Source organism: Cupriavidus sp. SW-Y-13 (assembly GCF_009793345.1).
Classification (GTDB): Bacteria; Pseudomonadota; Gammaproteobacteria; order Burkholderiales; family Burkholderiaceae; genus Cupriavidus.
Genome location: NZ_WHLX01000003.1, coordinates 86,998 through 100,011, shown reverse-complemented (window position 1 = coordinate 100,011; position 13,014 = coordinate 86,998). Strand labels below are relative to the sequence as shown.

Annotated in this window: 9 protein-coding genes; 6 read left to right on the top strand and 3 right to left on the bottom strand. The window is 59.3% G+C overall.

All coding sequences use genetic code 11. The features are described 5' to 3' along the window. Positions 1 to 69 precede the first annotated feature (69 nt). Positions 70 to 1,215, top strand: a complete 1,146-nt coding sequence (gene phaZ / locus GA566_RS27930; protein WP_160474827.1) for a polyhydroxyalkanoate depolymerase — start codon at positions 70 to 72, stop codon at positions 1,213 to 1,215. 386 nt (positions 1,216 to 1,601) lie between these two features. Further along, positions 1,602 to 2,906 (top strand): phosphatidylserine/phosphatidylglycerophosphate/cardiolipin synthase family protein, encoded by a 1,305-nt coding sequence (locus GA566_RS27925; protein WP_370459376.1) that lies wholly within the window; start codon positions 1,602 to 1,604, stop codon positions 2,904 to 2,906. A gap of 355 nt (positions 2,907 to 3,261) precedes the next feature. Here the strand turns inward: GA566_RS27925 and GA566_RS33750 are convergent, their stop codons facing one another. After that, positions 3,262 to 3,462: a YadA-like family protein gene (locus GA566_RS33750; RefSeq protein ID WP_160474826.1), complete on the bottom strand. Its 201-nt coding sequence runs from the start codon at positions 3,460 to 3,462 to the stop codon at positions 3,262 to 3,264. An 82-nt stretch (positions 3,463 to 3,544) separates the two neighbouring features. Further along, a complete protein-coding gene (locus tag GA566_RS27915; RefSeq protein ID WP_160474825.1) occupies positions 3,545 to 4,360 on the bottom strand; it encodes a helix-turn-helix transcriptional regulator in 816 nt (271 codons plus the stop codon). Positions 4,361 to 4,428: 68 nt separating this feature from the next. Here GA566_RS27915 and GA566_RS27910 point away from each other — a divergent pair, with 68 nt between their 5' ends. The 4 genes from GA566_RS27910 to GA566_RS27895 all read left to right on the top strand — a co-directional run bounded on the left by GA566_RS27910 (position 4,429) and on the right by GA566_RS27895 (position 9,503). Further along, entirely contained in the window at positions 4,429 to 4,836 is a 408-nt protein-coding gene (locus GA566_RS27910) for a cupin domain-containing protein (RefSeq protein WP_160474824.1), read from the top strand. A gap of 187 nt (positions 4,837 to 5,023) precedes the next feature. Next, positions 5,024 to 6,307: an MFS transporter gene (locus GA566_RS27905; RefSeq protein WP_370459375.1), complete on the top strand. Its 1,284-nt coding sequence runs from the start codon at positions 5,024 to 5,026 to the stop codon at positions 6,305 to 6,307. Positions 6,308 to 6,437: 130 nt separating this feature from the next. Continuing rightward, positions 6,438 to 7,469, top strand: a complete 1,032-nt coding sequence (locus tag GA566_RS27900; protein WP_160474823.1) for an aliphatic amidase — start codon at positions 6,438 to 6,440, stop codon at positions 7,467 to 7,469. A gap of 384 nt (positions 7,470 to 7,853) precedes the next feature. Then, on the top strand, positions 7,854 to 9,503 hold the full coding sequence (locus GA566_RS27895) for a beta-propeller fold lactonase family protein (RefSeq protein WP_160474822.1): 1,650 nt from the start codon (positions 7,854 to 7,856) through the stop codon (positions 9,501 to 9,503). Between the two features lie 1,683 nt (positions 9,504 to 11,186). Here the strand turns inward: GA566_RS27895 and GA566_RS27890 are convergent. Then, a complete protein-coding gene (locus GA566_RS27890; protein ID WP_160475109.1) occupies positions 11,187 to 12,752 on the bottom strand; it encodes a sensor domain-containing diguanylate cyclase in 1,566 nt (521 codons plus the stop codon). Between the last annotated feature and the right edge of the window lie 262 nt (positions 12,753 to 13,014).

The window sequence follows — 13,014 nt, the reverse complement described above, 5'->3', positions numbered from 1 at the left end:
TCACTGACGCTAGCCGAAGTCGTTGCGATGGATAGACTCCCGTATTGGCCGTTTTATGTGCAGCCGAGCGTGGCTGAAACCCTGCGTCATCTACAGTTTGTGCAGGCCTACGGACTTTACCAAGTGGCCAAGCGCTTCGTTGGTACGCCGGCGTTCGGTATCGAGACGATTCACACTGAATCTGGAGAGCCGGTGCCCGTCAGCGTGACCGTCGTCGCGCACACTCCGTTCTGCCGGCTTCTTCATTTCTCCGCGCGCACGTGCACAGATAACTCGGTGCGTCCGAAGCTAATGTTGTGCACGCCACAAGCAGGCCACCCGGCGGCGCTGATGCGCGCTGTAGTACGGTCACTCCTCGATGATTCCGACGTGTATGTAACCGAATGGATCGATGCCCGGGACATTCCGGTGGAAGCGGGCGCACTGAACGTCAACAACCATGTTCTGACGCTGGAAAGTTTCATGTCTGGGCTCGGACCCGGGGAACTTGACGTCCTGGCGATCTGCCAAGCGACGGTGCCGGCGCTAGCAGCGGCCGCGCGGTTGGCGGCCAGCGGCGGTCCCGAACTGCGCTCGCTCGCCCTGATGGGCGGGCCCATCGACGCAAGAAGTCATCCTACTGCGCTCGGTCGGGCGGCCCGGGAGCTTTCTCGGGAATGGTTCGCACAGCGCTGTACCGGACGGGTTCCGCTTGGTTACGCAGGTGCCGGCCGTCGAGTGTATCCAGGTTTTCTCCAGTTCTCTGCTCAGGCGGGTGACCCATCGCGGCAAGTCGGACGGTTCCTCGAGGCGATGTGTCACGTGTCTCGGGGAGATGTTGGCGGCATAGTGGCAAGCGTGGCGGAGGTAGCGGACCATTCGGCCCCACTTGACTTGCCCGCCGAGTTTATCGAGAGCACTATTGACGTGGTCTTTCGGCGCTTCCTGTTGCCGCGCGGCAAGTGGCGTGTCGACGGCGCACTTGTCAGACTGGATTGCTTGCGTAAAACCCGCCTGCTGACCGTAGAAGGCGCAGATGACGCCATTACGGGCGCACAACAGACCCACGCCGCGCATGCATTGTGCACACAGATACCTTCGCCATATCGGGACCACATTACGCTCTCCCAATGCAACCACTACGGCTTATTCAGCGGCAACTCATGGAGCGCAGAAGTTTATCCTATGCTGCGACGGCGGCTGGCGGTGTGGCGCGGGATGGTCGATCGCGATTAGCCATCTTGAGTCGCGAGCAGGCGCATTGGCTCACGCTGCTGCGTCCAGTAACTCCTGTCGTGGCCGGGCACGATTGCAGCGCCTTCCCCGGCGGCATGTTCGTCTTGAGAGTCCTGGTGTTCTTGCTTGCTGTTCCCATTTTCATGGCTATGGTGATGCGGATCAGGTTGGCCGCTCTGGCCGTTCTTTAACCTCCCTCCGCACCGCTGACCGCACTCGGTGCCAGCTTTCCCCGGTACACCGATATCTAAAAAAATCCGCCCAAGCTACGGACACGTCTAAGCCAGGTTGACTTAGCCCTCTCATTCGGACAGATCTCGGCTGGCGCGACATGCCTTCTCGCTGCGCCTCAGACAGTAATTTGGATTCAACTATAAGGTGACTGCGTGATTCGTCGTTCCGCATTTCGATCTCTCACTGCGCGCGACTGCCTGCTGGTCTTTTTCGTGGCGGCCGTTACCGCTATCTTGAGCCTTGTTGCTTACAACTTTATCGGCAGTGAGAAGCGCATAGAGACGCGTCTGGATCGCCTTTATAGTCTGGACTCGCCGCAGTTCGCGCACGAACTTGGTGTGCTGCTGGGGCCGCCCGTCGTTGAAGGGAATCGATTTCGCGTACTCAGGAACGGTGATGAAATTTTCCCCGCAATGCTGGACGCCATACGCGGTGCGAGAGAAACGATAAATTTCGAGTCCTATATCTACTGGTCCGGTGACATTGGCAACGCGTTCGCGAGCGCTCTGTCAGAACGCGCGCAGGCGGGCGTTAAGGTCCAGGTTCTGCTTGACGCCGTCGGAAGTTCAAAGATCGATCAATCGGTGCTCGATGCGATGTCGAAAGCAGGTGTCGAGGTTCAACGGTATCACCCCGTGCGATGGTTTACGCTGGGAAAGCTTAACAACCGCACACACCGCAAGCTACTCATCGTTGACGGCACTATCGGTTTTACCGGCGGCGTCGGCATTGCGCCGGAGTGGACGGGGAACGCGCAAGATCCGGATCACTGGCGCGACACACATTTCCAGGTGGAGGGACCGGTCGTGGGGCAGATGCAGTCGGTATTCGTTGATAACTGGATCAAGGTGACAGGACGCGTGCCCCATGGGAAAGATTATTTTCCGCTGTTGCAACCTCTTGGAAGCGTGCGTGCGCAGATGTTCAGCAGTTCTCCTACCGGCGGCAGTGAAAGCATGGCGTTGATGTATCAGCTCGCCATCACAGCGGCAACTCGGACTATTGATCTGTCGGCAGCCTATTTTGTCCCCGATGCGATTACAGAACAGGCGTTGTTGGCTGCAATTGCGAGAGGCGTGAAAGTTCGGGTCATAGTGCCGGGGAAGTATATGGACTCGGAGACGGTGCGCGCAGCGTCGAGGGCGCGCTGGGGCGCACTGTTGAAGGCCGGCATCTTGATCGCTGAATATGGGCCAACGATGTACCACTGCAAGGTACTCATCGTTGACCATTTACTCGTATCTGTGGGGTCCACAAACTTTGATAACCGCTCATTCCGCTTGAATGACGAAGCTACGCTCAATATCATGGATGTGGAATTTGCCGCCCAGCAGACTGAGATCTTCGAGCAGGATTTGAGTGTGTCTGAGCGGGTCACTCACATTGCCTGGGAAAATCGTCCCTGGACGGAAAAACTTCGAGATCGCCTTGCCTTGCTGATAGCGTCGCAGCTTTGATCAACGGCAGTTCTCGCACGTAACCGGGCGGAACCCATATCTTCCCCACGTCGTGATAGAACCCACCGAACGCCATTGCTTCGGGGTCGATCACCTCTCTGACCGCATCCTGAAGGCTGGCTGCAAAGGCCAATATATATAGCGAGAGCACCGATGCCCGTGGGAGAGCATTTCATACAGGGCTTGAAGAGACTCGTCTTTTGATGACTTGCTGTCCGTATTTTGCTGAATGACCTCGGCTATGGCGATGCCTTCGGCCGCTTGTGTCGTCGCACAGAATGGATTTGGATAGATGGTTGTAGTCACCGATGGAGGCCCGAGGGCAGAACTGCCGGACCTCTGTGGTGTCCCTCTGTTAAAACCAAGCCGGCTCACCACTGGTGGGCGATGCCCCCCGACGGTCGTCCCGCCCGCAGAAACGCCAGCCTCGGCCCGCAGCTTGATGCTCTGGGTTGATTCGAGCGGAAATCCCGATCGCGCCAGCGCTGTAGCCCTGATACGACGCACCGGCAACGCCCACCGAGAGCGTCTTTCCTGGATCGACGTCGGAGAGCATCGAGAGGGCGGAGGCGCCGGCGATTCAGTACGCCGCTGCATGTTTTGTCCACACCGGTTTTTGAACATGCAGTTACCTGCCGTCAACCCTTATGTTCATGTTTTGGATGCCGCGCTTGACCTGGCGTAATTCCGAAGAGCGCTCGAAAAGCAGCACCAAATGCAGGAATACTTTGGAATCCGGCGATAGCAGCAGCTTTCGCTGGTGGCGCGCCCATGGTGAGCGCGCTCAGCGCTTCAGTCAATCGTGCTTGCTGCCGCCACTGACGGAAACTAAGACCCGTTTCTATCCGAAATATTCTCGCGAGTGTTCTGCTTGAGGCGTTCGCCAATTCGCTCCATTCCTCGAAGGTCCTGTCGTCGTGTGGGCGTTCCCTGAGCGCGATGACGACGCGCCGCAGGCGGTCGTCTTTCGGCATCGGCAGCCGCAGTGGAAGCGCCGAGGACCGCGCGATCTCGTCAAGCGCCAGCGCGGCGAGATGGTGTGTGCGCCCGTTCGGTTCCCACTCGGCGGGCTCCTCGCACGTAGCGACGATCACTTCTCGCAGCAGGCCGGAGACCGCGATGACCTTGGGTGACGCGCCTACAGAGGCGGCAGCGTCTTCTCGCAGGAAGAGCTCTCGCATGGCGACCGGGCCATCCATGCTCACGGAGTGCAATGCGTGTGCGGGCAGGAAGAGGGCGGTCGTCGGGGGAACGATGTAGCTGGCATCGCAGGTCTCGACACGCATGACGCCCGCGATGGCGTAGAGTAATTGCGCCCTTGCGTGGCTGTGGACGCCAGACGAGACGCCTGAGTGGTAGTCGCAGGAAAAGCCGACGACCGGGCGCGCGGCCGTCTCGAATGCGGGTGTTTCTGCGTGTCCGATTGCCGACAGAACTTGGCCGGTTGTCTTCATTTAATCAGTCTACCTTACGGGTGTTCCGTCGCACAAGTCGGACGATTTCAACCACAAAGGAAACAGACATGAGCACAGGCCTTTTCAAGGAGATCGGATTCATCAGGGCGGATCAGTTGACCATGGGTCCGCAAACGCCGGGTCAGGTCCGCAAAAAGGCGCTCGAGGCCGGAGAGCTATGGGTGGGCCAATGCCACGTCACGGCAATCGATGCGCCGAGCCAGTGGCATCACCACAAGGAGTTCGACAGCGTGATGTTCATGCTGTCGGGCCGAATTCGCGTCGACTTCGGTGAGAACGGCGAGCAGTCGTTCGAGATCGGCAAGGGTGACTATGCCTTCTTCCCTCGCCGTGCGATCCACCGCTGCGAGGTCTTGGAGGGTGGCGACGATGTCCACTACGTGTTCGTTCGCGTGGGGCAGGGCGAAACCGTAATCAATCACCACGGTCCTGGCATGTTCGCCCCCGAAGCGTAACGCCTCGTTGATCGTACCGTTCTTCTGAGCACCCGGTTTCCGACAGCAGCTATTTCCAGCACACCGACCCCTGAAAGAAGCGGAGTTGAGGCACTCCCACGCCCGCCGCTTCCAGGCCCACACCATCGTAGTCCTGGGTTCCGCGAGCTGCCCGAACGCAGCTTGCTGTTCCCGTCAGGAGGAAATAATGAGAGAAGCTGCAATCGATATGGTAACCGCCACGCATCGTGCCTCCACGGCACGCGGCACCATTATTGCCGCGACGCTTGGCAATGTGTTCGAATGTTTTGATCTTTACATCTACGGCATCATGGCAGGAACGATCGCCAAGCTCTATTTTCCGGCGGTCAACGAGACTGCATCGCTGCTATTGTTTCTCGGGACGTTCGGCGTGACGTTCTTCATGCGTCCCCTGGGCGCGGTCTACCTGGGCAATCTCGGCGACAAGCTCGGGCGTAAAAAGGTGATGAGCCTCTCACTGCTTTTGATGACGGTCGGGATGCTTGTCATCGCGCTGGCTCCGACGTATGCGTCCATCGGTATCATCGCGCCGATTCTGGTCGTCGGTGGACGGATGCTGCAAGGCTTCTCGGCCGGTGGCGAATACGGCAGCGCCACGGCCTTGCTTGCCGAGCACAATCCGCATCGTCGTGGTTTCATTGCGAGCTGGCAAACCGCGACGCAGGGGCTTGCCATGATGATGGCTTCCGCGTTCGGCGCGTTCCTTACCTGGTCCCTCACGCCCGATCAGTTTCAGGATTGGGGGTGGCGAATTCCGTTCCTGTTCGGTGCGATCCTCGGTCCCATCGGCTTATACATTCGCCGCGCAACCGATGAGTCCGCGGAGTTTTCCGAGGTCAGGCCCGAGAAGCACCCCATGGTCGAGATGCTGAAGCACGAGAAGGCGCGCGTTCTTATATCCGCCGGACTCATCATTCTTGCGACGATCACGATCTGGATGTCGGTGTTCATGCCAACCTATGCCACCAAGCAGTTTCACGTCGATCCGACCAGCGCATTCGTCGGCACGATCGTGACCGGCGGCGTCATCTTCATGGTTGCACCGTTCATCGGTATGTTGTCGGATCGTATCGGTCGAACCCGGACCATGATTCTTGCCGCGCTGGTCGCGTTCCTCTTTGCTCACCCCGCATTCTCGATGCTGCAACGATCGCCGAGCCTGGGAACGCTCATCCTTGTGCAGGGCATGCTCGGCTTGCTCATCGCTTTTTACTTCGGTCCTCTGCCTGCCCTGATGTCAGAGATCTTCCCGGCCCGCATCCGCACTAGCGGACTGTCCCTTAGCTACAACATCGGCGTCACGATCTTCGGTGGATTCGCGCCGTTTGTTCTCACTGGCCTCGGCTCGTTGACAGGCGATCCGCTGTCACCGAGCTACTACGTGATGGTGGGCGCGGCGCTGAGTGGTGCCGCCATTTGGGGAGCGCGGCGTCACCTCCGTCTTCGCTAGCTATCCACTCACTTGACCGGGGTCGGGCCGCCGACTGACGACGGCGGAATCATTGCGCCCGATTCTTGGAAAAGAGGAGTCAATTCAACGACAAAGAGCAAGCAGATCAAACGGATAAAAGGCTAAAACGATGCGACACGGTGATATTGGAAGTTCGAATGAGACGGTTGGCGTTGCGGTAGTCAACTACAAGATGCCCCGCCTGCACACGACGGCGGAGGTACTCGACAACGCCAGAAAGATCGGCGACATGCTCGTAGGCATGAAGCGGGGTCTGCCGGGAATGGATTTGGTAGTCTTTCCGGAGTACTCGACGCACGGAATCATGTACGACGCGACGGAGATGCTGGATACGGCTTCGGCGATCCCGGGGCCGGAGACCGAGATATTCGCCGCGGCGTGCCGCAAAGCAGATGTGTGGGGCGTATTTTCGCTGACCGGTGAGCGTCACGAAGACCATCCTCGTAAGGTGCCATACAACACTCTGATTCTGATGAACAACCACGGCGAAATCGTGCAGAAATATCGCAAGATCATGCCGTGGACCCCAATTGAGGGCTGGTATCCCGGTGACCGAACCTACGTCTCTGACGGTCCCAAAGGCCTCAAAATCAGCCTCATTATCTGTGATGACGGCAACTACCCGGAAATCTGGCGCGATTGCGCGATGCGTGGAGCCGAACTCGTCGTTCGTTGCCAAGGATATATGTACCCGGCGCGAGACCAGCAGATGATGGTCGCCAGAACCATGGCCTGGATGAACAACTGCTACGTGGCGGTTGCAAATGCCACGGGCTTTGACGGTGTCTATTCGTACTTCGGCGGCTCTTCAGTCATTGGGTTCGACGGACGTACGCTGGGCGAGTGCGGCACGGAAGAAATGGGTATCCAATACGCCGAACTGTCAGTGGGATTAATCCGGGATGCTCGCAGAAATTTACAATCGAACAACCATCTATTCAAGCTTTTGCATCGCGGCTACACCGGCAAGCTCAACTCGGGTGAGGGCGCACACGGCGTCGCCAAGTGCCCATTTGAGTTCTATGAGCGATGGACGAAGGAGCCGGAGCGCACCAGGGAAATGGTGGAGGCACTGACACGCTCGACGATTGGAACTTCCGAGTGCCCCATCCCGGGAATTCCGCATGGGGGCGAGGCATGATGCTTGTGCGGCGGTAGCTACATCTGTAATGAGAGGCGAGTGGCCGACGGATATTGGTTAAGAGGTAGTGCGCAGGTTGCTCATCCTGATGAGCGCTTGCGCCACTAAGATCGGCCCATGCGCGGCGGCCACGCTTCGATCATCGCTTTTCCCTCGACCGATTCCAAGATAGGTCGGTTCGCACATCTCAGGCCAAGTTACGACGCGTCTGCTTGCCATTAGCACTACCCATGGCGCCGTTGTGACACCGGCGCGCGCTGACTTGCTGCGTGCGGCTGGTCGTCAGGCAATGATGCCGGCCTCGACGAAGAGTCCTGCGCGGCGCATTGGATGTTACGATCTCGGCCTAAAGCGTCCAAGAACTCATACGGGTAGGGGTCGAACATGCTCAGGTCTTTTGGGAAGAGTGCGCAAACCCGCCGGCATGCAAGCTGGCTTGCCGTCGCCGCCTTGGCGACCGTAGCTGCATCGCTGGCCGCATGCGGGTCCGATGGCGATAACGAGTCGAATCAGTCCGGTGGTATGGGCTCGTCCGAGCCGGTCCCCAAGGTTACGATCCGCGCCAAGGTTTCCGGCCTGACGGGGCAGGGCCTGGTGCTTCAGAGCCGTCTCGGCGAGACGCTACCGGTGACTGCCGATGGAGAGCTCGCCTTTAGCCAGCAGATTGACGAGGGCACCTCGCCCTCGGTCACAGTCAAGACGCAACCCATTTCGCCCAATCAACAATGCACGGTGGAGGGTGGCAACGCGGCCGCAGCAAACGGCGTTGCTGCCGTCACGGTGGTGTGTTCGACTACCAGCATCAACGTACGGGGCGCCGTGAGCGGACTCGCAGGGGCCGGGCTGGTCCTGCAGAACAACGCCGGCGACGACCTCGCGGTCAGCAGCAATGGCGCGTTCGTCTTCGCGTTGCCTGTGGCACGGGGCGCGCACTATGGCGTGTCCGTTCGCAAGCAGCCTTCCTTCCCAAGCCAGCAGTGCGTTGTCACCGCCGGCACCGGCGTCGCTGCAGACGCCGATGTCACGAGCGTGGCCGTGAGTTGCACGACCCAGGCGTCCCGCTTTGCGTACGTCGGCGACTACAGCGCATCCAGCGTGACGGCTTTCACCCTGGACGCATCCTCGGGTGTGCTGGCCTCGATCGGTACGGTCCCCACACCGTTCACCGCGCCACTCTCCGCGAGCGGTGACCCAAAGAACATGCGGCTGTTCGTCGGTAATGGCAATGTCGGAGGACTCGCCGTCTTTGCGGTGGATCCTGCCACTGGCGGGCTGACCTTGGGACCCGGCTCACCCTATCCGACGGGAACGTCGGTGCAGGCCGTGGCGACCCATCCTAGCGGCAAATCTGTCTACGCCTTGAGCCTGTCCGGCACCATCACGGCGTTCTCGGTCAATGCGCTGACCGGCGCGCTCACGCCGATCGCCGGGTCGCCGTTCGCCGCGGGTGCAGCGCCACGCGCCATGGTGCTGGACCCGACCGGCAAGCGTGCGTACGTGGCCGATACGGGTACGAATTCGCTCTATGCGTTCAACGTTAGCGCGACGGGCGCGCTCGCGCCGGCTGCCGGTTCGCCGTACACGCTCGCGGGGGCGTACAACCTGGTGGTGAACCCGGAAGGGACGTTTCTGTATGTCACGCAGGCGGGCCTCGATACCATTGCGGTGTATGCAATAGACGTGAATAGCGGCGCACTGACGCTGGCTTCACAGTGCCCTTCGGGAGCGGGTCCGCGGGGCATTGCGCTGCACGCCTCCGGCCGCTATTTGTATGTGTCCAACCAGGGCGCCAACACCCTTACCGCCTATGTCATTGACCCTGCGACGGGAAGCCTCACGGCGGCGACCACCGTTGCGACAGGCGCCCAGCCGATCAATCTGGCCATCGATGAGAGTGGCCAGTTCCTGTATGTCACGAACTCGACTTCGGACGACGTCTACATGTACCGCATTGACCCGTTGACTGGCGCGCCCGTCGCAATCGGCGGCGCGCAGCCGGCTGCCGTAAATCCTTTCTCCATCACCATTTTCTGAGCGGCGAGACTCGGGTCGGGCGCCTCATTCGCACGCATGGGAGGCGCTCAAAAATAGCATCCGCGAGCCTCAGAACCTGCATGACCCCAAGGAGAAAGTGCGGACGGGCAGGGGAACTGTGCCACCGGGGGGAGAAAGAAAAGGCCAAGCAGGGATAGCGTGGCCTCGAAGGGTTAGGAACGGAGTTTCCCCCGCAGGATAATTATCGGCGCGGTGCGCGATGAATGGCACCCTCCATTGGTAGGTGCCACGGTGCGAGGTCGTTTCGCTTTGATCCCGTCGGCAAATCGCTTTTCGTTTGGGTACACAGAACCCAGTGGTTCCCACCTAGCATCCCTTCCAGCTCAAATGCCAGAGCGGGACGGGTTGTTTTTCGCGGTGGAATGCGAGCACGTCAAGCAGGCCCGCCCACGTCTTGCTGTAGGGGAAGCTTATTTACCAGCGCATGGCAGATCTGGCGGCGGCGCCAACGCACAAGGGTTTGGCTCTCCCGCAAAAGCGAGAGTAGCTCCAGCGACGTCCGATCATCCCCGCCGCGATTGCGACATGCCCTGATACGCCGGATCTGCTCTCTAATTCGGGATCTGCATTGTGCGAGATGACGATCCACTGCTTCCAGCTGGGCTCGCTCGGGAGAAAGTGCCAACATTCCATCTCCTAATCTGCTGGATACAGTCTACAGGCGGCTCGCTACGACACCGATGCGCAGGCATAGTTTATCGCCTGGAGACGTCGTTGCGCGTAACGTTCGCTTTATCTTCTCCAACCCGCGATGGTTTCTTTTCCTCTGCCTCCTGCTAGGTCAGTAACGCAGAGCATCTTCTATGCAGCCGCGATCGTTGTGCGCAACATCGGCGGCCTTTGCCCGTGGCTCACAAAGCGATAGGAGGGGTGCGGTGTAGTCGTAGCACTGGACGGCTGGCTCGCCTTATCCCGGTTGAAAGGTTGTAGCCTAGACCGCAGAGGGGCATAGCCTTGCGGGATGGGCAGGGGTGGCCCAAGCGACACACGGGGTCCGTCGTCGGAACTGCATGGATATGCAGTATCCGCTGGCTAAGCGGCAAGGTGTAAGAAGCTCCCCGGTTTCTATCCCTCGTCCTGGCCGGTCACACCGCCAAATATCCCCGGGGCAGGACGCCGGTACGCCAAATGCACCACTGATATCTATGCTAGGGGGCCTAATGGCATTCGTACCGCGACGCAAAGCGCCGCGATTCTATTGTGAGTGGATCGGTCCACGACCGCCATCGCTGTCGCGCACGGGCGAGGGTGATCAAACGGTTGTCTTATACGGTGGGGCTGTACTCAAAGACTGCCGTATCGATCGTTTTTTGGCCTCGTAATCGCCGATAAATGACCCAAAATGGTTCGTTTTGGCATCCGCCTGACACGCAATTCAGAAGTTCCCAACGCCCTTTGGGCAGGACAGAGCAGACCACGTGATGGCGACAATATTCTGACGTGCGGGGCGTCGGCTGAACGGGCCAAGACAACTGGTACGTTCAGCCGGCCGTGGTTCGGCTAAAGGTACCCGCAATCAATAGGCAGCCTCGTGCACCTTCCCGAGCTGGGCATCCCGGGCAGACGGGCACAACCTATGAGAAAAGCCCCTGATCCAAGGCTCATCGAGGTGTATTGAGCTTGCGCTTGCTTGATGGTTCTCGGCGACGCTGGATACGAAATTTACGATGGCCCGACTACCCGGTTGCGGCCAGCCTCTTTGGCGCTGTAGAGACGTTCATCAGCCAGCTTCAGCACGCTTTCCGGCGTCATGGCGCTGGCGTCTCGAACCGCTATCCCAATGGAAATAGTCAGATATCCAACCTGTGGAACATGGGTGCTGGCGATGGTATCGCGTACCCGCTCTGCGATGGCCGTCGCAGTATCGCGCGATGTATCGGGGAGAATCAAAGTGAACTCCTCGCCCCCGGAGCGGCAGGCAAGGTCGCCAGCCCGCGTGTTCTCCTTGAGGATTTCCGCGACCGTTCTTAAGGCAGTGTCACCCGCGTCATGACCATGAGTGTCATTCACTCGCTTGAAATGGTCGATGTCTAGCGCAAGCACCGAATATTGCTGCTCGGTCCTGGAAAGCAGAGTCAGGAGGTCCTGCATTGCCCGGCGATTTGCCAGACCAGTCAATGGATCGCTGTGCGCCTCGCGGCTAAGCCGCCCCAGCTTTTGATGGAGCAACTGCACCCCCGTAAGCATTGCTTGTCGAATGGCCGATGCATCGCGGTACCAGGCGTGAATCCGTCGCAGGTCGTCGGAGGTCTCCGCTGCTGACAATCGGTCGGCAGCTGCGGACAACTGCCGCAAGGGCAAGGAGATCAATGCCGTACCGGCCAATACAAGTCCAAATCCGAGGATTCCAGCCGGAATCATTCCAAGGAGCATGTCCCACATCAGTTTCCCAAGCGGTGCGAGACTACGTTCTCGGCGCTGTTGCACCACTACCGCCCAATTTGCATCAGCGACCTGAGCATATCCAGCCAACATGGGGATGTCGTGGTAGTTCGGAACCTCAGCCGAGCCGCGCTCACCGCGCAGTGCGGCATCTACCGTCAGACTCCAGCCGAGTACTTCGCCAATCCGTTTCGGGTCGGGATGATATAGCAGCCGTCGATTGCCATCGGCGACGAAGGCAAAAGTCCCATCGTGATGAAAGTGGTTACTGATGACGGTGTGAAACGCGCCTTGCTCGACCAGATGGACTGCACCGCCCACCACGCCGAGGAACACGCCGGACTGATCGAAAATCGGTTGCGAGATCAATACGATCAGATTCCCGGCTCGGGAGACGTACGCCGGGCTGACCAATGGACGACGCTCGGTAAGTGCTTTGCGGATGCCTTCGGACGGCAGCGTCGTGCCAATCGTCTCTTTGTCATCGGGGTACGTGTGCAACAACTTGCCATTCACATCCACGATCGCGACGGCATTGAAGTCTGAGTCCTGAGCCTGCAGGCGCAGCGCCTCCTCACGCATTGCCACGGGATCGTCCCATCGCCGGGAGAGAACCAGGGCACTGAATCTCAAGTGATTGTGCGCCGAGCCCAGGAACTCGCCGATGCTCGATGCGACTTTTGCCGCATAGGCTTCGTTGCTCGCGAGCGTCGCACGGATCAAAGCCTCCCGCTGCACGCGATAAGCGACAAAGAGGCTGTTGCTCAGTGTTGCAAGGACTGACAATAAAACGAAAAGGAAAATCAGCCCACGCAAGTCAACCGAAAAAGGCCTAAGTAACTTCATGAGCAACACGCGAAATCGTCCAATCACTCAAGAAGTGTGCTTGAGTCCGTCGAGGCAAGAAGTCGGAGCAGGCTAAACCCGGCACACTGCGGAGTGGCTTGGAAAAATACGGCGATAAGGGCATATCCGTATCATGCAACGGCTCACTCCAAGGAAGCAAGTCGCATTCGGCTGACTTCGGCCGTGTACGAGCCAGGGAATTACTCCCCCGCCGGCCGCCCGAGATCACTGAGCTAAGGCAATAGGGCACGTCCACCCGGCG